The organism is Paraburkholderia sp. BR10936 (assembly GCF_040965735.1).
Classification (GTDB): Bacteria; Pseudomonadota; Gammaproteobacteria; order Burkholderiales; family Burkholderiaceae; genus Paraburkholderia; species Paraburkholderia nodosa_A.
Genome location: NZ_JBFRCM010000013.1, coordinates 233,006 through 255,442 on the forward strand (window position 1 = coordinate 233,006; position 22,437 = coordinate 255,442).

Here is a 22,437-nt window from a genome sequence, read left to right on the forward strand (position 1 = left end):
CTATCAGGGTTTGAGCTTCGCGAGGCGCGGTGCGAAGCGGCACATTACGAGGGGGAGCAGTGCCAGGACGGCGTCGGCAAAGAATGTGGTGGACGCGCCGTGCCGATCCCACAACCAGCCGGCGATGACGCTTGCAAACAGCAGGCAGATGCCGCTTGCGAGATTGAAGACGCCGAACGCCGTGCCCCTGAGCGATTGCGGCGCGGTTTCGGCGACCATCGCAGCGAGAAGGCCTTGCGTGAGCCCCATGTGCAGGCCCCACAGTGCGACGCCGATGAGCACGGTGATGATCGACGCACTCGCGCCGAGCACCAGATCCGCCGCGATCAGTGTGACGATGCCGAGCGCAAGCAAAACGCGACGGTCGGTTCGATCGGACAGCGCGCCCGCGGGGTACGCACTAAGTGCATAGGCGAGACTCATCACCACCATGACGCCGGGAATCCACGCGATATCGATGCCGGTCTGCTGGGCGCGCAACACAAGGAACGCTTCGCTGAAGCGCGCGAGGGTGAAGGTCGCGCCTATCGCGACCACGAACCAGTAGCGCCCCGGAAATTCCCGCAACGCTTTCCAGCGCAGCGGTGACCGGAAGCTGCGAGACGCCTGTTCATGAGCCGGCTCCTCGATGCCGAACACAATCAGACCGACCGCAATGACGGCTGGCACGACAGCGAACCAGAGGACGGCGCGGATGTGATCCGAGAAGCGCAGCATCAGCACGATGGCCACGAGGGGCCCGGCGAACGCGCCTATCGTATCCATCGACTGTCTGAGCCCATAGCACGCACCGCGAATCTCCGGCGGCGCGACATCCGCGAGGAGCGCGTCGCGCGGCGCACCGCGAATTCCCTTGCCGGCACGGTCGATGAGACGCGCCACCGCGACAAGCGCGGGCGTGTGCGCCAGCGGAAAAAGCGGCTTGGACAGCGCGCCCAGCCCGTAGCCGAGCAGCAACAGCGCCTTGCGCTTGCCGAGCCAGTCGCTCACGGGGCCCGAGAAGATCCTGACGATCATCGCCGTCGCTTCGGCGGCCCCTTCGAGCAAGCCCAGCGCGCTCACGCTCATACCCATCGTGGTGACGAGGAAGACAGGTAGCAGCGCGTGAATGAGTTCGGAGGAAAGGTCCATGAAAAGGCTCACGTATCCCAGCATGCGTACCGCGCGGGGAATGGGGATGCGTGAGGTAGCGGGCGTCTCAGGCAGCACTGCGCTTGCTCCGGAGATACGTGTACTCGTGCCACGTGAGGGCGATGACGACAATGTCCAATGCCGTCACCAGCAGCGGCTCGTGCAGCAAGCTGATCCTACCGCAGTTCTTCCATGCGTTGCGGCTGCATCGGTCGCGACTGATTCGTGTTTCCGCCTCGCCTGCCCGTTGGCTCGCATGCACGTAACATGGAGTTGCGGCGCGATGGAACCCTGGGTTGCGCTGCGCCCATCAGACGCGTGGAGATGCGCCATGAAGAGCCTCTCGAGAATGTCCCCGACGCTGACTGCGTTGGCGCTCCTGCTGGCGGGATGTGCCATCGGCGTGTCACAAAGCGTGCAACAAAGCGGGCCACATCTGAGCCCAACCGAGTGCCGTGACCTGGCTGCGCTCAGAAGCAACGCGCCACCGACGATGGCGCAGCAACAAAGCGAACTGGCGGCCCTGAGGAAAGCGGGTTACAACCCGTCACCCTGGTACGACGACCCGTACTACCCAGACGATCTGCAGGCGGCGCAGCGCGTGGTCGACTATTGGTTCAACACGGAGTGCCACCCGTCTGCGCCCGGGTGAGAAAGGTGGATTCGCTCCACTTCCCGGCAACAACGCGGAGTTCTGCTACCGGGTCTCTCGCGAGTGGACTATCCTGAAAGGATTAGTGGAGGCTGGTTTTCTTCTCCGCATTCGACAGGAGGTGTGCCATGTCGATGTCGACCACTTTGCAGGAGCGCCTGCGCAGCAAGGGCTCACGCTACGAAATCGTGCGCCACCCATACAGCCATTCGAGCATGGAAAGTGCTGCTGCGGCGCACATTCCCGGCGACCGTCTAGCAAAAACGGTGCTGCTCGAGGACGAGCACGGCTATGTGGCCGTCGTGCTGCCGTCAACCTATGCCGTGCAATTGTCCGAGCTTTGGAACAAGACAGGGCGCAGGCTCGGCCTTGCTACGGAAGACGAGCTGCGTGAGCTGTTCAAGGACTGCGATGCGGGGGCGCTGCCGCCGATCTGTGCGGCGTATGGGATGAAAACCTACCTCGAGACGAACCTGGCCGGCCAGCCGGACGTCTACTTCGAGGCGGGCGATCACGAAGAACTGGTTCATATGGACGGGGACCAGTTTCTGGCGCTAATGGACGACGCGGAGCGAGCCCATTTCGCAAGACGCATGCGAGGCATGGGTGGACGTGCGTGAGTGAGTAGTCGAACTGCGTACGTTCAGGCGGGGGCGGTGCCGATTGACCACATCGCGCCGGGGCAATCGCGTCCTGGTTTCGTGCGCATGGGTGGTTGCGTAAGCAACGATTAACGGCGCCGTCCTCGCAATCGTATCAATTAACCGGGAACAGGAGAGAAAATGCCTATCGCCAGACAAATATCGGCCCTGCTCGTCGCGGCATCGCTTGGGAGTGGCACAGTGACACCAACCTTCGCGCAGGACGACGCTTCGGGTGCAGCCAATGTCGCAGTGCCGGGGGGCGCGTCGTCTGCGAAGCCAACCAAAGCGGAGCGCAAGCAGGCCCGAAAGGAAGCCCGGGCGAAAAAGAACGCCGAATTGAAGAAGCTGGAGGCCGCGGGCTATCAACCCGGCCGCGCCAATGATCAGAACTATCCGCAGGATCTCCAGAACGCGCAAAAAAAGGCGGGGATTGGGCAGGGAGCCAGTCAATAGCGGCCGAATGCCTCAAAAATCCGCATGCAGGGTAACGTAGGCGCTAAGGGGCTCACCAAGATAGGCGCCGGCCTCATTGGCGGCGATGAAGTAGCGCCGGTTGGTCAGATTGTGGACATTGAGATCCACGCCCCAGTGATTCGCCTGATAGCCGAACGCCGCATTGGCGATGACATAGGATGGCACCGAATTGATGTTCGAGATGTCGCTGTACACCTTGCTCATGTAATTGATGCCCGCTCCGAAATGAAACCCGGGATGTCCCGCGATAGCGAATGTGTAGGTCGACCACAGATTCGCCATGAACGCGGGCACGTCCTGCGGGCGGTGGCCGACCGCCGTTATCCCTTGGGGATTGCTCGTGACATAGGCGTGCTGCGCCGTGAAATTGGCGATCACGTGCCAGTTGTCCGTAATGCCGGCATCGAGAGACGCCTCGCCGCCTTGTGTGCGCTGGCTGTCGTACACGACGGTTTCGATGTTGTTGACGGTCGTCGGCGTCGCCACGTTGTCGCGCGATACGTCGAAGAGTGCCGTGTTCAGCACGTATTGGCCGTCGAGCAATGAAAACTTGACGCCCACCTCGTACTGCAGCGCCGATTCAGGCGCGCCGATACCCGTCTGCGTGTTCTCCGAGTTGAAGTTCGTCAGATAGCTCTTCGATATGCCGAAGTACGGCGACATCCACGGCGTGAGCTTGTAAAGCGCGCCGATATTCCAGCTCACCGGCGCATCATTGCGCGAGTAGGTATTGCCCGCCAGTATCGGTACGCCTTCGTTGTCCACCCGTCCAGGCACGGTGATATTCGGTGTCAGCGAAGTCTGCCACCAGTCCTTTCGCACACCGACTCGTATTTTCAGCTTGCTCGTCGCATCCACCTGATCGGTGGCGTACAGGCTGTAGAAGTTGGCAACCAGATGATCGTTGTCGCATGAATGCTTCGCATCGCAAAGGAAATGCAGGCTCGCAATCGAAGTTTCAGGCGGCACCGGTGCGAACACATCTTCGATATTCGGAAGGTCCGCCGTGGAGCGATCGGTATTGATGGTCTGATGCTGATACTCGAAGCCTGTCAGCAGCGTGTGCTTGACGTTTCCCGTTGCGAATTTCCACACAGGTTCGAACTGATAGTCGAGCGTATTGTCCGAATCGTTTTGTTGGCGCAACTGCCGGTTGACGACCTCGTTGCCGACCACCTTCGTCTTCGAACTATCCCCATTGCCAAAGAACTCCAGGGAGCGGTGAAGGAACGAGAGCCGGTTGTTGATCGTCAGCACGTCGCTGACCTTCCACTCGTCGGTGAGGGTCGGGCGAACGTAGCTTGCGCGCGCATAGGCGAACGGCGTCGAATATTTCGCGTCGAATGGAACGTTCCGGATGGGGGTGCCGTTGTAATAGATGATGCCGTACGAATCCGGCGTCGAGCGGGAGTCTTGCGCCTCGAGCGAGAAGTCGATCTTGTGGTCGCCGAACTTCCATTCGACTGCAGGACGGATCTCCTTGTCCCAGTACGACAGGCTGCGGTATCCGTCCGATCTCGCACCCGTCGCGTCGACGCGATAGTTCAAGCCAGAGAGGCCGGTCGGCCCCGTGACATACGTGCTGCCCCAGACCGTGCCGAATGAACCGGCCTGGATGCTGCCTCCATATTGAAGCGTGGGAGACGGCGTGTAGTGGACGATATTGATCGTGCCGCCCGGCGGTCCGCTGCCAAAAAGTGATGAACCCGGTCCTTCGAGAACCTCGATGCGCTCGACACCATTCAGCGAATGCGAAACGCCGTTGACCTGATCGCCGTCGGAAAACCCGTCGGTGTAAATCTGCGCCTGGAGGCCGCGGATCATGAAGTGATCGAAGAAGCCCTTGGCATCCGGTCCGCCGGAATTCACCCCGGTGGCGTTGCTGAGGCTCTGCTGAAGCTTCGTGGCGCCTTGCTCCTTGAGCAGCCCGCTGGGGATTTCCTGCACAGTCATGGGCAGGTCGCCTATCGGCGTTCCGGTCTTGCTGACGTCTGCAGTCTGGTCAGGATCGTTGACGTTGTCGGGGGCGGTCGTCGGTCTGGTTGCGCGGACAACGACCGTGTCCAGTGTGGATGGCGGTTGAGATTGTTGGGCCTGTTGAGCGTTCGCTGCGCTAGAAAAAGACAGCGTTGAAAACGCAACCGATACGGCGATTGCGATGCGAGACGGGGACGATTTCATTAACGTCATCCTGTTTTTGGGGATTTCTGATAATTCGTCGCCCCCTATATTCTTGAACGGAAATGACTTGCATATGTAAGCTGCAAATAGACAACGCGTGGGCCGTTTTACGAGCAGCCCGCCCGCTACCTCGAAGCAGCTTGGTGAAGCAATGGTCTATGGTTTGGGCTCGGTGACGAATCCGATCTTCGTCAGGCCGCCTGCATAGGCAGCTGACATCACTTGTGCCACCGCTTCGTATGCCACCTTGCGATCTGCGCCGAGATGCAGTTCGGGAAGCGGGTTCTCGTGTGCGGCCGCGGCGATTTTCGCGCGCAGCGCACTGGGGGTGACTGGCTGCCCGTCCCATAGCACGGTGCCATTGGCCTCGATCGAAACATTGACCTGCGCCGCCTTCGCGTCCTCCTTCTGACTGCTTGCGTGTGGTAGTTCAATTTTTACCGCATGGCGCAACGCAGGGATCGTCACCATAAAGACGATGAGTAAAACCAGCATGACGTCGACGAGCGGCGTCATGTTGATTTCGCCCATCAGACCATCGTCTTCGTCGTCACTAAACGGGGTTATGGCCATTGCCGTATCTCGAGGTCAGTCGCTGCCGGTGGCGAGCCGCAGGCCGCTGTCGTGGACAGTCGGCGAGAGGCTCGAACCGGTCACGAAGTACGCGTGAAGCCGATGCGCGAACCGCCTCAGCTTTCCGGCGAGCGCCTTGTTGGCGCGCGTCAACGCGTTGTAGCCCAGCACGGCGGGAATGGCCACGAAAAGGCCGAATGCCGTCATGATCAGCGCTTCGCCGACGGGGCCCGCGACCTGGTCGATCGACGACTCGCCAGTCGCCCCAACCGCCAGCATGGCGTGATAGATGCCCCACACCGTACCCAGCAATCCGACGAACGGAGCAGTGCTGCCGATCGATGCCAGGATCGAAAGACCGCCCTGCATTTGGGCGACACTCTCGTCCATCGTGTCTTTCAGGCAGCGCGTTATCCAGTCGGATACGTCCATGCGCTCGCGCAAAAGCGGCTGCGCGCTGCGATGATGATCGGCGGCCTCCTTGCCGGCCAGCGCGAGTGCGAGAAACGGATTGTCTCGCGTGGTGCTTGCGCGGTTTTCCGGTTGCCATGCCCCGTCCGTGAAATCGTCGAGTTGTGCGATTGTCGGATCGATGTCGCGAGAGAGTTTTTTGAGCCGGATGACATTCCAGCCCTTGACGATGATCACGCTCCACGAGAGCACCGACATGACCAGCAGTACGAGCGCGATGCCGCGCGTCACAAAGTCTCCGGCTGCCAGGAAGTGCGAAATACCATAGTTTTGCATGGCGGGTTCCCTATAAACGTCCGCACTAGTTGTTCAGGGCGAATACGAAAGGTACAGACGTCGGCACACGGCGTGGCGTTCCGTTCTCGAGATACGGCTGGCACGTGCTGTCGCGCACAGCGGCAAGCGCCGCTTCGTCGAGGCGGTCGTGCCCGCTGCCGCTCTTCAGTTCCACGGATTCAGGCTGGCCCGTCAGTCCCACGATGAATTTCACCATCACAGAACCTGTTTCGCCTCGTCGTTGCGAGAGCGCCGGGTAGGGCGGTTGTGCGATGCTGCAATGCAGATGCGAGATATCCTGCGGAGCGGCCAGTGCGATTGTTGGGCGGGCGGAGACGGCATCGGGCGACGACGCGGCTGCCTGCTGTGCAGCGGCCATGGGTGCCGCTGGTGTCGAGGTGGAGGTAGAGCTCGACTGCGCCGAGACGGGTTCGGTTGCAGCAAGCCTGCGCGGTGAGGGAGTCATGGTTTCACGCAGTGTCGTCACATGATTCGGTTTCCTGATATTTTGCGGCTGCACCTTTGGCTTCGCAATGTCGACGGATGTCGCACGGTGCTCGAGCGGGGAAGGAGGCGACTGCGCGACGGCAGGTGCCGTAACCGGCGCGGGACTCAGCAGCTCGGCCGTGATCGTGCGCGGCTCGGCGGCCGGCGGCACAGGATCGTTGCGACTGCTCGACACGACCGCGAGTAGCGCCGCGTGTATGGCAGCGACGACAACGATGGCGCTCGTTGCGCGGACATTCGGTCTGTCGGGCCATGCCGGCTCGCGATCGGCAATAAAAGGAAGCGAAATGTGCATGCGTTAGATCCGGTTCAAGCGGTTCGCTTTATCGAACGTCTGCGCAGTCGATGCCAACGGGCGGCTGCCCCTATGGACAGCCGCCCGCCGATGCCAGCTACAGTGCGCTTAACGCAGCGGGCGTCACGATCCCGTCAACGCAACGCCCGGACGACGTGATTCGCTCAATCGTCATCGTCGTCAGCAGCGGCGACCGTCTTCGCGCCATCGGTCGTGGGCTTCGTATAGACCGAGTGCGGCTCCGGATACGGCTTATTGCCCATCACGCCCGCCCACAGCACGCGGTTGAACACTTCCGGCGGGACGCGATCTTCCTTGGAGAAGTCGAAGCCCTTCGTCGCGTTCGCCCAGTAGGTCGCGTCATGCAGCGGATGAATGTCCGGACCCTGTGCATACTGGTTGCCGTCGTTGCCGCTCGACGTCGGGCCAGTCGCCACGTTGCCCACGTTCGTGCCCTTCAGGATCGTCGACGCAACGGCGGTGTAGGTCCACGAACCGTCCGAACCGGTGTCGAAGACATCGGCCATCGGTTGCGCGTACGCCGTGTTCAGGTCGATGTGCTGGGTGCCGAGCACGTCTTCCATGGTGCGGACCGCGTTGACCTGGCTGTAGGCGGTGCTGACCACGGCGTTCTTCTTCACATACGCGCCAACGACGTAGGCCGGAGCACGGTGCGAATCGACGTGATCGGAGCCGGCCTGCGAGTCGTCTTCGACCACCACGATCAGCGTGCTTTTCGCGTACGGGCTGTGCGCGACCGTCTCGATCAGCTTGCCGACCGCGAAGTCGTTGTCCGCTTGCTCCTGCTCGGCCGTGCCCATCTGGCCGACGTTCTGCGCATAGCTGCCGGTGTGATCGGAACCCATGCGGACGAATTCAAACGACGGGAGATGGCCGTTCGCGACGTACTGCTGGAATTCGCGGTTCCATTCGAGTTCGCGGAACGTGTCCGGATAGGCCTGGTCGAAGCCGCGATAGTACGGGTCCGTCAAGGTGACGAGCGACGGCTTGAGCGGGTAGACCTGAATATTGCCGGAGGCAAACGGGGTGAGGAGGGGGCTGGCGATCGTGCCGATCGAGCCGGTGTTGTTGACCATGCCACCGTAGTTGCGGACCGTACCGCCGGCTTGCAGCACCGCATCGTAGATGCTCGCTTTCTGATAGCCGAACGGGGCATCCGGCACCGAGATATCGGCGATTCCCGGCAACGCGTTCGCCGTGCCGCCCGGCAGCGACGACGTTACCGTGGAGTAGGCGCCGCCCGAGACGGTGTCGCGCATGGCAGTCGTGGCGAGGCCGACCGGCAGACCGCGGTTGGCGCCTTCGGATTCATACGACATGCCGCGGCTTACGCCAGCGTAGTTTTCCTGCTGCGAAACCTCCTCGGTCGGCGTGACGTGCGCATGCTGCACCCACGACCAGCCGTCCATCGAACCATCGCCCGGATCGGTGAAGTTGTCGATCGTGACGAAGTTGCCGGCGATATTGTGGAAGTTCGGCGTGGTCGACTTGCCATACATCGTCAGCGAGGGATCTCCGTTCGAGCCGTTGCCAAGGTCGCCGAGGATCTGGTCGAACGTGCGATTTTCCTTGACGACATAAATCACATGCTTGATGTGATCGCGCAGGAAATGCATCGTTTGGCGCTCGCTTTCCGACTCTCTGATCGAGTAGTGATTGTTTTCAGCGACCTGGCTGGTCAGCCGGGCAAGCGCGTCGCCCCGCGGAACCGGTGCGCTCACGAGGCTGCTCTGCTCGAGACCGAACTGGTACTGCGCCGAGGTACCCGAGGTGTACAGCGGGTTCGGTCCGGTGTTCGACTTGCCATTGATGATGTACATCTGCGACCCGTCGGCGCTCAGCGTGATGTCCTTGGGCGCATAGGCCGTCGGGATCAGGCCGGTGACGTGGTAGCCTTCGTCGCCATCGAGCGAGATCACGGCGATCGAGTTGTCGCCATTGTTGACCGCATACAGGGTTCTGCCGTCGCGTGACACGGTCACGTTCACCGTGTCGCGGCCGCTGTATTTCCTGTTGTTGCCGTGGCCCTGATCGTCGCGGTCGCCGTCGCCGGACTGGCTGGCGATGTCGATCGTCCTCTCGACCCTGTGGCTGGCGGTATTGATGACCGCAACCTGGTCGGTGTTCGCTACGGCGACATAGAGTTTCGACTGATCGGGCGAGAGGGTCATGCCATAAGCATTGCCTTTCACCGGGATGCGAGTGATGAATTGCGGTGCGGCCGGGTTCGACAGGTTCAGCACCACGACTTCACGGTCCCGCACCGACGAGATAAACGCGGTGTCGTCGGACTTCAGTGAGACGGCCCACGGGTATTCGCCACCTGCGGCGCCTTGCGTGCCCGATGTGTTGAACGGACGCAGATCGTATTCGGACGTAACCGTGTTCGTCGTCGTGTCGATGATGGTAATCGAGTCGTTGTAGTTGTTCGCAACGACGAGGATCCGGCCATTGCCGGAGAGGGCGAGACCACCGGCGTTCGGTTTCACACCGTTGCCGATCCCCTTGCTGTGATTCAGGGCGATGGCTGCGGTTTGCGACCATTGGGCCGACGGAAGCGCCGATGGGCGGCCGTACACGTAGACCGCGTCGTCAGCGCCGCCGGTGCCGTACAGGGTCTGGTTTCCATTCCAGACGAGGCCATCGAACGCGTTGTTCTGGTGAATGGCCTGGACGAACTTCGGATTGGCCTTGTTGGCGCCCGACACGTCATAGATGAATATGTACTGAGTCGAGTCAGTCTTGTCGAGCGTGCTGTTACTGGGGCCCGTGTAGACGGTGTTGTAGCCTGCCGTGATCACGGCGAGGGTATTACCGTCCGGGCTGAGTTGCGACCGGATGGCGCCGCTGACGACCTGGGTCGGCTTTGCGGCGAGTTGCGGGTTGAGCAACTGCTGCACAGCACCCGGAATGGCTCCCGGGGAGATGAACTGGCCCGTCGGCAGAAGTTCCATGTTGCCTTGCGGCGGTGCTGCAAATGCAATACAGCTAGTCAGTAATCCTAATGCAATGCCAGATTGAACGACGTTTCGATTCATTTTGGTTCTCTCCAGATAATCAAAACAGAAAAGCCAAATTCGATTCAAGCGGAATCATTTGTCAGGTCTGTTGCCCCTGATTGCGGAGACGTGCAAGCGATTGGACCAGGTGGGATGTATTGCAGTGGCGCCATCCCGGCGCTTTCAGCCCGGTAACATTTAGTCAGTTTCGAATGTCAATCGAATGACATGTTCTGAGCGTGGATATTCAGAATGCGAATCGTTCTCTGTTGCTTCGTCGGTTATTTCGGCATACTGAGTTATATATGTGCCGAAAAGTGAGGTCGAGGTGCGATGCAGGGGGTGTCGCTAGCCGTCTTTGGTGCGCGGTCGGGGCCCGGTGCATTGTGGCACTCAATGCCTGTGTGGTTGCGCAACGGTTCGCCATAGAGGCTACGAGTCTTGCATGACAGATAGGTGAAGGTTGCAGAGGCCGGCTATCGTCTCGTTGTGTCCGCAAGCAAGATGCGCAGATTCTTCGATACGTAAGATGGCATGTCTACTCGCATGTTGTCCCTCGCGTCGAAATCAGGTTGCCCAAAATGGGCAGTTTTACCGTGTTGATGGCCGGGATGCGCCACGTCGAGGACACGCCATACCTTTCTCTACCCTTTTATTTGCCTTTCATTTCGCAAGATTGACGGAGCTTCCTCGGCACTGCCCGCGGAATTCCCTAAACAAGAAAGAATAGATGCCGCTACGCCTAGAGCTTTGACGCGAGGCAGATCGTCGTCGCGGGCAAGAGCATGGATCAGCGAAAAGGAATCTGAGCGACAACCGGTAACTCCTACGCAAATCGCAAATCCCACAACACATCGAGTACGTGTTGCGTGGAACGTTCAACGTACCCCGCGCGATATGCAATGCCGAGCCGTCGCCACAACGCCGGGCGCAGTGGACGCATGACAATGCGATTGTCGGGTAATGGCGTGGTGGCCTCATGGGGCAAGAGCGCTGCGCCGTAACCCGCCGCTACCAGACTCTTGATCGCGTCGTTGTAGTTGAGCTGTATGCGCGGCGAAGGATGGTGCCCCGCGGTCGCGAACCACTCCGCAGTCAGACGCGAGAGACGCGTGGTCGAGTCATTGAGAATGAGCGGTTGGGCGGCGAGCCATTCGGGGGTGACGCGGGCCGGACACCGCCAATGCGCCGGCACAAAGGCCATCACAGGGTCGCGGCGCCAAGGCTTTATCACGAGTCCTGGCACCGGGGGCTGAGGCAGCGCGACCAGCCCGACATCCAGCGTTCCATCCACCAGCCGGGACAGCGTTTCTTGCGAAGTCAGCACTGCAATCTGAATGTCGATGGCAGGGTGGTGCTCGCGCAGGACCTCGAGCGCTTGCGGCAGCAGGTGCGCAATCACGCCCGTGGACGCGCCGAGACGCGCACGCCCTTCGAGCCCCTCTACCTGGCGTTGAATATCGTCTAACGCCTGCTCCGCGTCGGCCAGCAGTCGGCGCGCGCGCTCCACCAGCACCTCGCCGATCGAGGTCGGCCCCACATTTCCGCGCTTGCGTAACAGGAGGGGAGCCCCAACGCGGTCTTCGAGTTCGGCGATGTGAAGGCTGACCGTTGGCGGCGCCAGGTGCAATGCACGCGCCGCATCGGCAAATGAACCACGGTCGGTGACGGCGACCAGAGTGCGCAGGCGGTCCAGGCTGATCTCTCGCATGACGACGTCCAGATTCAGAAAAACTGAATGTTTGCGTTGTGAAATTCAACTTTCCCTATTCTAGCCGTCCGCGCAACATAGGGGTTCGCTTTACCTCGGTTCAACTGTTCCGATCCATAGTCAGCGGAGTCATCCACATATGAGCTCTCCCGTAGTTTTCATCGACGGCGACCAAGGCACCACCGGGCTGCAAATCCACGACCGGCTGCGCAACCGGACCGACATCAGACTGTTCACACTTGCCGCTGCGCAGCGCAAGGATTCGCGGCGTCGCGCAGAAGCCATCAATGCCTGCGACATCGCTATCCTCTGTTTGCCGGATGCCGCCGCGCGCGAGGCAGTGGGCGCCATTGCCAATCCTGCCGTCCGGGTGATCGACGCAAGCTCCGCTCACCGCACGCAGCCGGACTGGACTTACGGTTTTCCGGAAATGACGCCGGGGCAGGCTGAGAAAATTGCGAACGCATGTCGGGTCACCAATCCTGGTTGCTATCCGACCGGTGCAGTCGGCCTGCTGCGTCCGTTGGTGCACGCCGGGCTCATACCGGGCAATTACCCGATCAGCATTCATGCTGTATCCGGCTACTCCGGGCGCGGACGTGCCGGTGTGGAGGAACATGAGGGGCCGCGAGCCGCCAACGCGCCCTCATACCAGGTCTATGGCCTGGAACTCGCGCACAAACACACGCCGGAGATCCAGCAGCATGCCGGGCTTGCGCAGCGTCCCATCTTCGTTCCTGCGTACGGATCGTTCCGTCAGGGCATCGTGCTGACGGTGCCGCTGGCGTTGCCGCTGCTGGCACCCGGCGTGGATGGCGCCACGCTACACGCATGCCTCGCACGCCACTATGCCGAGGCAACTCACGTACGAGTTTTGCCGTTGCACGAATCGAGCGCCTTAAAACAGCTGGATCCGCAAGTACTGAACGGCACGAACGACATGCACTTGAGCGTATTTCACGACGAGGAACACGGGCACGTCCTGCTGTCGGCAGTTTTCGACAATCTTGGCAAAGGCGCATCCGGAGCTGCGGTTCAGAACCTGAACCTCATGCTCACGCGGCAATAGTGGCCCATGCCTCGAGCTTCCGTTTTCGACGCTGAATGTCTCCTGGTTTTCGCGGCAGCAGACATTCCTGTAGCGACGCGAAGGAGCGTACCCTTTCGTTGTGAGCCGACTGATGGCGTCGGCGCGCAACTGCCAGTCTTCTATAGGAGACGACCATGAAAAAGGAGCGAAAAACAGCCCGGCAAATTCTGTCCGGGAACCCCCGGGAGGTGATCTCGGTCGGCCCCGCGGACTCAGTGCTGACAGCGCTGCGTCTGATGGCCGATAAGGATGTCACCACCGTGCTGGTGCTGCAGGGCAGCAATCTTGTCGGCATCCTGTCTCAGCGCGATTACGCGCGCAAGGTCGAACTGGCCGGGCGCAACGCGGCAGAGACGAAGGTCGGCGAGATCATGACTTCCGAGGTGATTTACGTCACGCCAGAGCATATCTGTGACCAGTGCCTGGCGTTGATGCATACGAGGCGGATCCGGCATCTGCCGGTCATCGATTCAGGACAGGTAATCGGCGTGCTATCCACTAGCGATGTCCTCGAAGAATTGATCCAGGAAGACGAACATTTCATCAGCATTCTCGAGCATGACATGCTTTACCTGACCGTCGATACGGGTGGCGCCTATTAATTCATTCGCGGGCGGCGAGGAGCGCGCCAACTGATTCCCGGCCAGATCACCAGCACGCATTTAGCGATGCGCGTGGCCGATCTGACTTTGTCGCAACGCGCCGCTATTTGAACTTGACGAGATCCTTGAAGATCAGCTGAGCCCAGCTATTCCCCTTGGCCTGGACAAGCGATCCGCCATCCTTGAGCGGGCCTAGCGCAATGGGCGCGAAACCGAGCTGTTCGGCCAAAGCTGCGACCGGTGCCACCGCATTTTCGTCATCGCTCGACAGAAATACGACACGGCAGCCGCCCTTCACGTTCGGATCAGCGGCCAGAACGGCAGCGGGCAGATGGTTAAAGCCCTTTACGAACCTGGCGCCGGTAAACGCCCGGGCGACAACCGCGGACGACGGCAGTCCTTCCAGGTCTGCGACGGGAACGCCGAAAGCATTTGTCGTGTCGATGATCGTCTTGTCCTGCCAGGTCGTGAGCAGTTTCGCGACTTCGCGATGTTCCCAAAACGGAACTGCCAGGAAGATCGTGTCGGACGTGATCGCATCCCGCAGCGTTCTCGGGACAACGGTGGGGCCGATCGCTCGTGCCTGCTCCATCAACGCATCGGGTGGGCGCCGGCTGGCGACGCTCACGTCGATGTTCTTTCTTGCAAACGCTCGGGCGAGCGCCTGGCCTACGGCGCCAAAGCCAATAATCGAATAGCTCATGCGAACTCTCCATGCAGGCGGAAAATCCGCCTATTGATCAGGAATCCATATTTATATACACAATCTGGATCACTCACTCCTGGCTCTACGGCACGATTTCAGATAGCCGACAGGCCGCCGTCGACGGACAACTCCACCCCATTCACGAAACTCGAATCGTCTGAAGCAAGAAACAGCGCGACCGTCGCGATTTCCTCGGGGCGCCCCATCTTTCCCCGCGGGATCACGGATTCGAACATCCGCTTCGCCTCTTCGTCGAGAACCTGGTCTTGCATCGGTGTGGCGATCGGCCCCGGGCTCAGCACGTTCACGCGGATATTCCTGCCCTTTAGCTCGTTGAGCCACGTGCGTGCGAATGAGTGCAACGCCGCCTTGCTCGCCGCATACACGCCGTAACCAGGAAAGCCTTTTACCGAAGCGACTGACCCGGTCATGAAGATCGATCCGCCATCGTTGAACAGCGGCAACGCCTTCTGAACCGTAAACAGCGTGCCGCGCGCATTCAGGTCGAAGATCGCGTCGTAGTGCTGCTCGGTAATCTCGCCCAGTGGTACGGCTTCGCCCCAGCCGGCGCTCGCGTAGAGGATATCGATCTTGCCTTTTTCCCGCTTGACGGTATCGAACAAGCGGTCGAGATCGTTGAGATTGGCGGCGTCGCCGCGCACGCCGGTGACGTTCCGGCCAATCGCGTTGACGGCTTCGTCCAGCGTTTGCTGCCGCCGGCCCGTGATGAAAACGTAGGCACCTTCTTCAACGAACCGCTTGGCGCTTGCCAGCGCCATGCCGCTCGATCCACCGGTGATGACTGCAACCTTACCCTCGAGCTTTCCCATAATGGCTCCTTTCGTGGTGTCGGACAGCGTCTCTGTTCCCATTTGCACAAATTCGCTGTATCTTGTGGATCACTGATCCACATCCAGATTCCGAAGATACGGATCACCGATCCACTTGTCAAGAAAACTATGCGGGCCGACGCCAGAAAGAATTACGACCATCTATTAGCAGTCGCGCGGGACGTCGTCACCGAGCATGGTGCCGATGCGTCAATGCGAGATATCGCCCGCCGGGCCGACGTCGGGTTGGCCACGCTGTTTCGTCATTTCCCGACTCGAGAAGCCTTGTTCGAAGCGTTGCTGCGAGAGGATCTGGACGCGCTGACGCAGAAGGCAGTTGAACTCGAAAGGTCGAATCCACCTGATGAAGCGCTCGTGTCCTGGTTTCGCGAAGGGGTGGCATTCGTCCATAGCTATAGCGGCGTTGTCGCGATGATGGCGAGTGCCCACGCGACCCCGGACTCCGCGCTTTACGCTTCATGTGCAGCGGTGCACTCAGCGGGCGAGCGCTTGCTGCTCCGTGCTCAGGCCGAGGGGTCCGCGCGTGCCGATGTGAATGGCGACGACCTGTTCGCCCTGATGTCGGCGCTCGGCTGGCTCGGTGACCAACCCTCATTCGCACCACGGGCCGACCATCTCTTTCAGGTCATCGCGAGCGCCATTCTGTCTGAGCGCACGAGCGGCGATGTCAGGAAAGCAAGGTGTTGAATCGGATCGGCGATCGGATGCACGGGGCCGAGACGTCGCACATTTGCGGTTGATGGCGTAAGTGCCGGCCCACCGTCTCGTGCGCCGGCAACTGACCGCTATCGCGCCGGCGAGTCGAAACCGGTCGAGTTGTGAGTTCAAGTCTTCGCCCTTGCCCCCTTCTTGCTCAGCGTTGACTCAGTCGGGCTACGGTTCTTGCAGTATCGGGATAGTGGATAGTTCCTTCCCTACGACATGGGTCTTCGTCTGATGGCGGGTCTCCCCATTGCCGAATTCCATATGTTCAACCGCTGTGGTCACTGGGTGCAATGGGAACACGTGGACAAGTTCAATCGCATGGTGCTGGACTTCCTGTCCAACTAAGCGTCGCTTGTGTGGAAGCCGCCTGTTCTTCGGTCCGGGTAGTTTTGCAACCGTGACCTGAGACGGATTGTGTAGCCAATCGGCAAATGAGTTTGCCAGTCCTGGAGGTCAGGGACGGCTTCAACCGCGCGGCATGCCCTTCGGCGAAGCGATCTTCAAACGGCTCAGCGGCACCGATTACGAAGCCGTCTTCGTCGCCATGCGCTGATAGACGCGCAGCACCTCGTCGTTGTCACCCGGACGGCTGCCTTCCCAGTACAGTCGCCAGCCCCCGACGGGCGACTGACCGTCTGCAGGTCGACCCTGTTCGATGAGCCAGTTGCAGGACGTGGTCTGAGGGTCCGCGGTGGGCACGTGCATGACACCGGCGAAGTAATAGAGCATGGGCGCTTCAGATTCGCCCAGCCCACTGCTCGCCATGCAGTCTCCGGCTTTCCAGGTGCTGTTCAGTTTGGCACGCAGATCCTCGAACGGTGCGCGATAGCTCTTCGCGACGTCGAGCCAGGGCAGCAGCAGCGTGCCGACGAGCCCCCATGCGACGATGGCGCCCAGACACCAGCTGAATGCGCCGCGCCAGTTGCCCGCTGACTTGAGCCGGGGAAGCAGCAATACCCACCCGAGCGTGAGGGCGAGCGCCGCGATGATCAGCTTCGGCTGAATGGGCATCACCCATTCGAGCGGCAGCCAGCGGCCAAGCAAATGCAGGACACCGTGGGTCTCGGGGGCGCCCGTCATCTTCCACCACACGACCCATACAAGCACCACGAACGATCCGAACACGATACGGCTCGTGATATCCCACGCGAGGTGCACGCGCGGCGGCAGATAGCGGATTCCCTGCATGGCTAACAGCGAGAGCGGGGCAATGAACGGCAGGATGTAGAGTTCGCGCACTGTCGACGACGCCTGCAGTACCGCGAAGCCAATCCCCGAAAACAGCACCGGCAGTGCGACTTCGGGATCGCGTAGACGTCGCCATGCGCCGCCCGCAAGCGCCACGAGGGCGAGCGGAACGACCGGAAAGCCGACTGTCAACGCCGTGCGCAGCACAAACAGGTGCCCGACGTTTTCCGAGCCGAGTTGCGCCACCGAAAAGCCGAAGAAGCGGCCGATGTTGTTGTCCCACAGCCAGATCTTGAATAGCGCTTCGGAGCGCAGATAGAAGCAAAGCGGCCAGATCAGCGCGAAGGGAGCGAAGTAGAGCGCCGAACGTGCCAGTGAGCGCGCAAAACGGCTGCTGCGGCACGCAGGGTAAAGCAGCATCGCCGCGCAGATGGTCGCACCCAACACGAGCGGCACGAACAGGCCTTTCGCCAGAAAGGCGATGCCGACGCCAACACCGAACATCGCAGCGGCATGACGGGCAGCGCGCCCTTGAATGCGGCTGTTCTCGCAGTCGCTGGACACTTGCTGTGAAGTTGTGGATGCTGGCCATGCGGGTGCTGTGTTGCAGCCTCCGTTAGGAGAACGACGCAAGCCGCCGTCCATCCACAAGTGAGCGCAGACAAGCTCGTAAAGTGCGCAGAATGCCAGCGCGGCGCCGGCCATCAGCGCGACATCCGTCATCATGTCGTGGATATGCTTGACGACTACCAGCGTGCTGGCGAAGAGTGCGAGTGTTCCGGGCACGCGCGGATCGGTCCACCGCACGGCGCCGGTAGCGCGCCGGGCGAGACGCGCCGTGCAGGCAAGCGTGAGTGCAGCGAAGACGACGCTCGCGAGACGGGCCGCGTCGTGCAGCGGCAGAAAGCGGCCGAACATCCACGCGAGTGAGGCGGCTACCCAATCGTAGACGGGCGGTTTTTCCACGAAGGGCTGCCCGGCGCTGGTCGGGACGACCAGATCGCCGGTGTCGAGCATGTGCTCGATGATGCCGAAGGTGTACGTTTCGTCCTGCTTCCAGGGATCGTGGCCGAGCGTGCCAGGCAGGAGCCAGGCGCAAACGAGCGCGAATGCAAGCAGCCCGACGAACAATCGTGAAGTCGCCAATGCCCGCGCGCCTTTGCGGGTAGCTGGTAATTCCGGGGGCAACGGAGTGACGGGCGGCGCCGGCTGACCGCCCGTGGTCAAGTCCCGCAGGTGCGCCACGCCAGTGGAGACGGAAGCCTGTTCGAGGCTAACTTGTGCGACGCCGGCGTCACCCTTGCTTTCCTGCATGTAACCTCTGCTCCCGGCGCGCCTATCTGGTCAGCACCTTTCGTTATCGCCGTCGACGGACAGCTGTCACGAATACGATTGTATGCGCCGATTATTACCAAACATTACAGGGTGTAGTGTATTTGAAGGGTTTGCTTCCCACTACGCAACTGGAGCACTACACAAGCCGTCCGGCCTGCCTCATTTATTTGCATCCCTAACAAGCGCCAGTGACGCCGTGCAGGACGTCGCAAATTTTCTAGCACCTCGTTAGTGGAGCAATGAGCCAATTCGGGGCACGACCGCTCCGTGGTTTCCGAAATCAGTTTCTGGTATTTGTCGGTGGGAACGACCGATGCGGCGAAGTAGCCAACTGTATGGGAAATAGCGATGAGCCGCGTACTACTGGCTGACGACGATACCGCTTTTCGTGATGCACTTCAGACCTTGCTGGGCGACGCCGGCCATGAAGTCGCGACCGCCGGCAATGGCCTGGAAACGGTTTCGGCGGCCCTGGCCGCCACGCCAGAGGTGATTGTCTCCGACGTCCACATGCCTGTTCTCGAAGGGCCGGACGCCGTATCGATGTTGCGAGCTATCCCACGGTTTTGCGATGTTTCAGTCATTCTCATGTCTGGAGACGACACACGCGCAGGTATCGTTGCCGAAGGTTTTCTCCACAAACCTTTTGACCCAAGCCTGCTTCTCGATGCCCTTGCGAGCCTTTCAGAGCGCAAGAAGTATGGAAGCGCAAGCGAATTCACGAAGTCGCATCGCGCCGCGTACGGGGTGGGAAAATCGGGCATGACATCGGCAAGCGCGAATCGGCAGCATCAGCGCGTTGCGCGCGCCTTCGAACTGGTGGCCGAGCAGGAGCGCCGGATATCCGGGCTTGAACGGCGCGGTATCGAGACCGGGCTGGCAATCGACTTGTACGAGATCATGGTGTGTAGCGTTGCGACGCTGACGCGCTTTGAGCAGATTACAGTTGACCCGATCAATACCGCCCCAAGCTGATCTTGCGTCTGCGATGCCGATAAAGCGCGGCGCGCGAAATGTCGGTGCAGCCGGGCGGACCGGTGCGCCTGGCCGTGCCGATGTCGTTCGGCCTGCGCTGGGTCGCGCCGCTGCTGCCGGGCTTCTACCCCGAGGTGTCGATCGACCTGCATCTCTCCGATGCGACTGTCGATCTCGTGCGAGCTCGTGGATCATGTTACGCGCATATCGGTCACGGCCTACAATCCAAGGCGTGCGAGCTTCTTCGTGGCGGTCTATACGACGAACGCGGGCACGAGTTATGCGGCTCGCGCCGACAGGCGGCGAGGACGCCGCGCGCAATTGCGGAGGGGAAAGTCATGAGGCCAACCGTGTTAGGCGTGTACGACAGCTACGCGAATGCGAGTTCGGCGCAGCGCGCACTGGGCGAGGCTGGGATAGCGCAGGCGGATATTGCCATCTACTCGATATCGGCTGATGCTCCCCGCGAAAAGGGGCCACGTGTCTATGTGCAGGGCGCTGTCGATACGCACCACCACAAGAAAGTCTTCGATCGACTGGAGCAGTTGTTCACGCGCATCTTCACGAAGGGAGCGTATCCACCCGATGCGGAGGATTACAGGGAATTCATCCGTCGCGGTGGCACGGTAGTCAGCGCCGATGTTTCTGAATCACAGGTCGATCAGGCGATTGAAACGATGAGCCGCATGGGCGCTGCCGACATCGAGGAGCGCGCCAATGCGTGGCGTACGGGCTCTGCGAAGGCGCAAGGTCCGGAACACACAGCGCATCCAGGCGGCGGCGTGATCGGCGAACGCGCCAAGCCGCTGGAAGTCACACACGGGTGGCCAGGCGACACGCGGGCCGCATCGGCGGCGCGGCCGGCGTCTTCCCCGGGTGCTCCTGCCGCGGCAGGGCGAGGGCCGACCCCGGCAGGGGAGAAGCAGCCTCACGCCGCGCAAGCGCCCGACGGCAACGCCGCCGCGGCAAACGCCCAGCGTCCAATGACGGGCTTCATGGGCGACCCCGGTCTCGGCGCCCAGCATGACGACCCACACCCGTACGACAGCGAATTTAAAAAGGACTACGACGCACATTACGCGAACACGGGTGCGTCATTCGACGAGTATCGACGTGCCTACTCACACGGCGCCACGCTCGGACGCGACGAGCGGTTTCGCGGGTCAGACTGGCAGGGCGTGGAAGCGAGTGCGCGCGCGAACTGGGAGTCGCGATATCCGGAAAGTGGATGGGAACGCTTCAAGACGGCTGTGAGGCACGGTTGGGAACGTGTCAGGGGCGGTGTATAGCTTAGAAGTCGGGCGCGCCAGGCTCCGAAAGCATCGACAGATTCGCTGCACGCGGCGAACGCCTGTCAATTTAGTTAAGACTCCTACTGGTCACACGAACAAATCCACGCCGAATACTGGGTTGATGGCGCGAGGTCCGTAACTTGTCTGCACGAGAGCCTGCGGGAATATCAAATCAACCTGTTCCGCTTGCCAGTCCTCCGCCGTTTCATACTCGCCAACGCAGGCAATCCTTGCGAATTGAAAGGCGGGTATCCGCAATTACCCCAAGGAAAAGACGCTGGCATTTCTCCGGCGGGCATACTACGATTGCGCCCAATGTTACCGGTTACAGTAAACGGTAACATTGCGGCGGGCAAAGCCGGGATTCACCCCGGCGCGGCCGGAAGCGACCATTATTAATAGAACAGGAGACACGAGATGCATCTCGCCACCAACGCGCGGAGCCGTTCCAGGATTCGCTGGTGGGTTGCCGGCCTCATGTGGGCGGCGATCGCGATCAACTACATCGACCGCACGGTGTTGTCGGCGGCGGCGCCGCGCATCCAGTCGCAATTCCATTTGAGCGCGGTCGAAATGGGTGTCGTCATGTCGGCGTTCTTTTGGTCATACGCGCTGCTGCAATTGCCTGCGGGGTTTCTCGCCGATCGTTTGGGCCAGAAGAAAGTACTGGGTTTCGCGGTGCTCTGGTGGTCGCTGGCGACGGCGGCCACGGGCGTGGCGAACGGTTTCAAATCGCTCGTCGCGTTGCGCGTGGCGCTTGGCGTGGGCGAGGCGGGCGCGTATCCGAGCAACGCGGGCATTGCGTCGAAGTGGTTCCCGCGCAGCGAGCGCGCGACGGTCGCGGGCATTTTCGACAGCGGTTCGAAGCTCGGCGGCGCCATTGCGCTGCCGCTCATCGCCGCGATGCTCACGGCGTTCGACTGGAAGATCACCTTCGCGCTGACTGGATTGCTCGGCCTGATCTGGTACGTCGTGTGGCAGTTCACGTTCAGCGATTCGCCGCGTGACCACAAGCGGGTCAATTCCGAGGAACTCGCGCACATCGAGAGCGATTTGCTGGCGGAGCAAAGCGACCGGGCGGCGAGGCCGCCGCTGCGCAAGCTGCTCGCGCATCGCAACATCTGGGCGATGTGTATCGGCTTCTTCATGATCAACTACAACTCGTACTTCTTCATCACGTGGCTGCCCACGTATCTCGTGAAGGCGCGTGGCATGACGATGATGGAAATGGGCTGGATGGCGTCGCTGCCGCTGCTCGCCTCGATCGTGGTGGAGATTTTCGCGGGCTGGGCCTCGGATCGCGTGTTTGCCTCGGGCAAGCTTTCGCTCACCGCCACGCGCAAGCTCTTTCTCGTGATCGGCTTGCTGATGGCATCGAGCATTGGTTTCGCCGCGTTCGCCGACTCGGCCGCCGTTGCGGTGCTGCTCCTATGCATCGCGAAGTCGGGCACGACCGTGGCGGCTTCGCAGGTCTGGGCGCTCCCAGCTGACGTCGCACCGCGCAACGCCGTGTCGATGGTTGCGGGCGTCCAGAACACGGTATCGAACATCGGCGGTGTGGTTGGCCCGATCGTGACGGGCGCGATCGTCGGCGCGACGGGTTCGTTCGTGCCCGCGCTCGTGGTGTCGTCGGCGCTGATCGGCGTGGCGATCATCAACTATCTGTTCCTGCTGGGCAAGGTCGAGCCGATTCGTCTCGACGGTGCCTCGACGCAGCCGCAGGCGCGCGAGTACAGCAACGCCCCGTAAATCCACCGG

17 protein-coding genes and 3 pseudogenes are annotated in these 22,437 nt (G+C 61.1%); 10 read left to right on the top strand and 10 right to left on the bottom strand.

Annotated elements, in window-relative coordinates:
• Positions 1 to 3: 3 nt before the first annotated feature.
• Positions 4 to 1,155, bottom strand: a complete 1,152-nt coding sequence (locus AB4Y36_RS25995) for an MFS transporter (protein WP_368684539.1) — start codon at positions 1,153 to 1,155, stop codon at positions 4 to 6.
• A gap of 307 nt (positions 1,156 to 1,462) precedes the next feature.
• Here AB4Y36_RS25995 and AB4Y36_RS26000 point away from each other — a divergent pair, with 307 nt between their 5' ends.
• The 3 genes from AB4Y36_RS26000 to AB4Y36_RS26010 all read left to right on the top strand — a co-directional run bounded on the left by AB4Y36_RS26000 (position 1,463) and on the right by AB4Y36_RS26010 (position 2,880).
• A complete protein-coding gene (locus tag AB4Y36_RS26000; protein ID WP_368684502.1) occupies positions 1,463 to 1,783 on the top strand; it encodes a DUF4148 domain-containing protein in 321 nt (106 codons plus the stop codon).
• Positions 1,784 to 1,911: 128 nt separating this feature from the next.
• Complete coding sequence (locus tag AB4Y36_RS26005) at positions 1,912 to 2,403, top strand: aminoacyl-tRNA deacylase (RefSeq protein WP_069266391.1); 492 nt, start codon at positions 1,912 to 1,914, stop codon at positions 2,401 to 2,403.
• 162 nt (positions 2,404 to 2,565) lie between these two features.
• Complete coding sequence (locus tag AB4Y36_RS26010; protein ID WP_368602160.1) at positions 2,566 to 2,880, top strand: DUF4148 domain-containing protein; 315 nt, start codon at positions 2,566 to 2,568, stop codon at positions 2,878 to 2,880.
• 12 nt (positions 2,881 to 2,892) lie between these two features.
• Here AB4Y36_RS26010 and AB4Y36_RS26015 read toward each other — a convergent pair whose 3' ends face one another.
• The 6 genes from AB4Y36_RS26015 to AB4Y36_RS26040 all read right to left on the bottom strand — a co-directional run bounded on the left by AB4Y36_RS26015 (position 2,893) and on the right by AB4Y36_RS26040 (position 11,935).
• Positions 2,893 to 4,854 carry a TonB-dependent receptor gene (locus tag AB4Y36_RS26015; RefSeq protein ID WP_368684503.1) on the bottom strand — a complete coding sequence of 654 codons (1,962 nt, stop codon included), beginning with the start codon at positions 4,852 to 4,854 and terminating at the stop codon, positions 2,893 to 2,895.
• A 384-nt stretch (positions 4,855 to 5,238) separates the two neighbouring features.
• Complete coding sequence (locus tag AB4Y36_RS26020; RefSeq protein ID WP_069266394.1) at positions 5,239 to 5,655, bottom strand: biopolymer transporter ExbD; 417 nt, start codon at positions 5,653 to 5,655, stop codon at positions 5,239 to 5,241.
• A gap of 15 nt (positions 5,656 to 5,670) precedes the next feature.
• Positions 5,671 to 6,402, bottom strand: coding sequence for a MotA/TolQ/ExbB proton channel family protein (locus tag AB4Y36_RS26025; RefSeq protein WP_368684504.1), 732 nt, complete (start codon positions 6,400 to 6,402; stop codon positions 5,671 to 5,673).
• A 25-nt stretch (positions 6,403 to 6,427) separates the two neighbouring features.
• Positions 6,428 to 7,204: an energy transducer TonB gene (locus AB4Y36_RS26030; RefSeq protein ID WP_368684505.1), complete on the bottom strand. Its 777-nt coding sequence runs from the start codon at positions 7,202 to 7,204 to the stop codon at positions 6,428 to 6,430.
• Positions 7,205 to 7,368: 164 nt separating this feature from the next.
• Positions 7,369 to 10,179 (bottom strand): bifunctional YncE family protein/alkaline phosphatase family protein, encoded by a 2,811-nt coding sequence (locus AB4Y36_RS26035; protein WP_368684506.1) that lies wholly within the window; start codon positions 10,177 to 10,179, stop codon positions 7,369 to 7,371.
• Positions 10,180 to 11,050: 871 nt separating this feature from the next.
• A complete protein-coding gene (locus AB4Y36_RS26040) occupies positions 11,051 to 11,935 on the bottom strand; it encodes a LysR family transcriptional regulator (RefSeq protein ID WP_342947253.1) in 885 nt (294 codons plus the stop codon).
• Between the two features lie 139 nt (positions 11,936 to 12,074).
• Here AB4Y36_RS26040 and argC point away from each other — a divergent pair, with 139 nt between their 5' ends.
• Positions 12,075 to 13,004, top strand: coding sequence for an N-acetyl-gamma-glutamyl-phosphate reductase (gene argC / locus AB4Y36_RS26045; RefSeq protein ID WP_368684507.1), 930 nt, complete (start codon positions 12,075 to 12,077; stop codon positions 13,002 to 13,004).
• Between the two features lie 155 nt (positions 13,005 to 13,159).
• Positions 13,160 to 13,627, top strand: coding sequence for a CBS domain-containing protein (locus AB4Y36_RS26050; protein WP_368684508.1), 468 nt, complete (start codon positions 13,160 to 13,162; stop codon positions 13,625 to 13,627).
• A gap of 103 nt (positions 13,628 to 13,730) precedes the next feature.
• Here the strand turns inward: AB4Y36_RS26050 and AB4Y36_RS26055 are convergent.
• Both AB4Y36_RS26055 and AB4Y36_RS26060 read right to left on the bottom strand, forming a co-directional pair.
• Positions 13,731 to 14,333, bottom strand: a pseudogene (locus tag AB4Y36_RS26055) (NADPH-dependent F420 reductase); the annotation flags it as partial.
• A 95-nt stretch (positions 14,334 to 14,428) separates the two neighbouring features.
• Positions 14,429 to 15,163, bottom strand: a complete 735-nt coding sequence (locus AB4Y36_RS26060; RefSeq protein ID WP_069266401.1) for an SDR family NAD(P)-dependent oxidoreductase — start codon at positions 15,161 to 15,163, stop codon at positions 14,429 to 14,431.
• 129 nt (positions 15,164 to 15,292) lie between these two features.
• On the opposite strand from AB4Y36_RS26060, the gene AB4Y36_RS26065 reads away from it, so the two are divergent.
• Both AB4Y36_RS26065 and AB4Y36_RS26070 read left to right on the top strand, forming a co-directional pair.
• A complete protein-coding gene (locus AB4Y36_RS26065) occupies positions 15,293 to 15,871 on the top strand; it encodes a TetR/AcrR family transcriptional regulator (RefSeq protein WP_368602166.1) in 579 nt (192 codons plus the stop codon).
• Between the two features lie 219 nt (positions 15,872 to 16,090).
• Positions 16,091 to 16,234: pseudogene (locus tag AB4Y36_RS26070) on the top strand (2-hydroxy-6-oxo-6-phenylhexa-2,4-dienoate hydrolase); the annotation flags it as partial.
• A 177-nt stretch (positions 16,235 to 16,411) separates the two neighbouring features.
• On the opposite strand, the gene AB4Y36_RS26075 reads toward AB4Y36_RS26070, so the two are convergent.
• On the bottom strand, positions 16,412 to 18,391 hold the full coding sequence (locus AB4Y36_RS26075; RefSeq protein WP_368684509.1) for an ArnT family glycosyltransferase: 1,980 nt from the start codon (positions 18,389 to 18,391) through the stop codon (positions 16,412 to 16,414).
• Positions 18,392 to 18,760: 369 nt separating this feature from the next.
• On the opposite strand from AB4Y36_RS26075, the gene AB4Y36_RS26080 reads away from it, so the two are divergent.
• From AB4Y36_RS26080 to AB4Y36_RS26090, 3 genes and pseudogenes are all read left to right on the top strand, one after another.
• On the top strand, positions 18,761 to 19,387 hold the full coding sequence (locus AB4Y36_RS26080; RefSeq protein WP_368684510.1) for a response regulator: 627 nt from the start codon (positions 18,761 to 18,763) through the stop codon (positions 19,385 to 19,387).
• A 23-nt stretch (positions 19,388 to 19,410) separates the two neighbouring features.
• Positions 19,411 to 19,566: pseudogene (locus AB4Y36_RS26085) on the top strand (LysR family transcriptional regulator); the annotation flags it as partial.
• Positions 19,567 to 21,096: 1,530 nt separating this feature from the next.
• Positions 21,097 to 22,428: an MFS transporter gene (locus AB4Y36_RS26090; protein WP_069266405.1), complete on the top strand. Its 1,332-nt coding sequence runs from the start codon at positions 21,097 to 21,099 to the stop codon at positions 22,426 to 22,428.
• The last annotated feature ends 9 nt before the right edge of the window (positions 22,429 to 22,437 follow it).

Excerpts from the sequence above, each read along its gene's own strand:
- AB4Y36_RS26010 (WP_368602160.1), top strand. The coding sequence starts at position 2,566 with ATGCCTATCGCCAGACAAATATCGGCCCTGCTCGTCGCGGCATCGCTT.
- AB4Y36_RS25995 (WP_368684539.1), bottom strand. The coding sequence starts at position 1,155 with ATGCTGGGATACGTGAGCCTTTTCATGGACCTTTCCTCCGAACTCATT.
- AB4Y36_RS26060 (WP_069266401.1), bottom strand. The coding sequence starts at position 15,163 with ATGGGAAAGCTCGAGGGTAAGGTTGCAGTCATCACCGGTGGATCGAGC.
- AB4Y36_RS26015 (WP_368684503.1), bottom strand. The coding sequence starts at position 4,854 with ATGACTGTGCAGGAAATCCCCAGCGGGCTGCTCAAGGAGCAAGGCGCC.
- argC (WP_368684507.1), top strand. The coding sequence starts at position 12,075 with ATGAGCTCTCCCGTAGTTTTCATCGACGGCGACCAAGGCACCACCGGG.
- AB4Y36_RS26090 (WP_069266405.1), top strand. The coding sequence starts at position 21,097 with ATGCATCTCGCCACCAACGCGCGGAGCCGTTCCAGGATTCGCTGGTGG.
- AB4Y36_RS26020 (WP_069266394.1), bottom strand. The coding sequence starts at position 5,655 with ATGGCCATAACCCCGTTTAGTGACGACGAAGACGATGGTCTGATGGGC.
- AB4Y36_RS26040 (WP_342947253.1), bottom strand. The coding sequence starts at position 11,935 with ATGCGAGAGATCAGCCTGGACCGCCTGCGCACTCTGGTCGCCGTCACC.
- AB4Y36_RS26065 (WP_368602166.1), top strand. The coding sequence starts at position 15,293 with ATGCGGGCCGACGCCAGAAAGAATTACGACCATCTATTAGCAGTCGCG.
- AB4Y36_RS26005 (WP_069266391.1), top strand. The coding sequence starts at position 1,912 with ATGTCGATGTCGACCACTTTGCAGGAGCGCCTGCGCAGCAAGGGCTCA.
- AB4Y36_RS26025 (WP_368684504.1), bottom strand. The coding sequence starts at position 6,402 with ATGCAAAACTATGGTATTTCGCACTTCCTGGCAGCCGGAGACTTTGTG.
- AB4Y36_RS26035 (WP_368684506.1), bottom strand. The coding sequence starts at position 10,179 with ATGGAACTTCTGCCGACGGGCCAGTTCATCTCCCCGGGAGCCATTCCG.
- AB4Y36_RS26050 (WP_368684508.1), top strand. The coding sequence starts at position 13,160 with ATGAAAAAGGAGCGAAAAACAGCCCGGCAAATTCTGTCCGGGAACCCC.
- AB4Y36_RS26030 (WP_368684505.1), bottom strand. The coding sequence starts at position 7,204 with ATGCACATTTCGCTTCCTTTTATTGCCGATCGCGAGCCGGCATGGCCC.
- AB4Y36_RS26080 (WP_368684510.1), top strand. The coding sequence starts at position 18,761 with ATGAGCCGCGTACTACTGGCTGACGACGATACCGCTTTTCGTGATGCA.
- AB4Y36_RS26075 (WP_368684509.1), bottom strand. The coding sequence starts at position 18,391 with ATGCAGGAAAGCAAGGGTGACGCCGGCGTCGCACAAGTTAGCCTCGAA.
- AB4Y36_RS26000 (WP_368684502.1), top strand. The coding sequence starts at position 1,463 with ATGAAGAGCCTCTCGAGAATGTCCCCGACGCTGACTGCGTTGGCGCTC.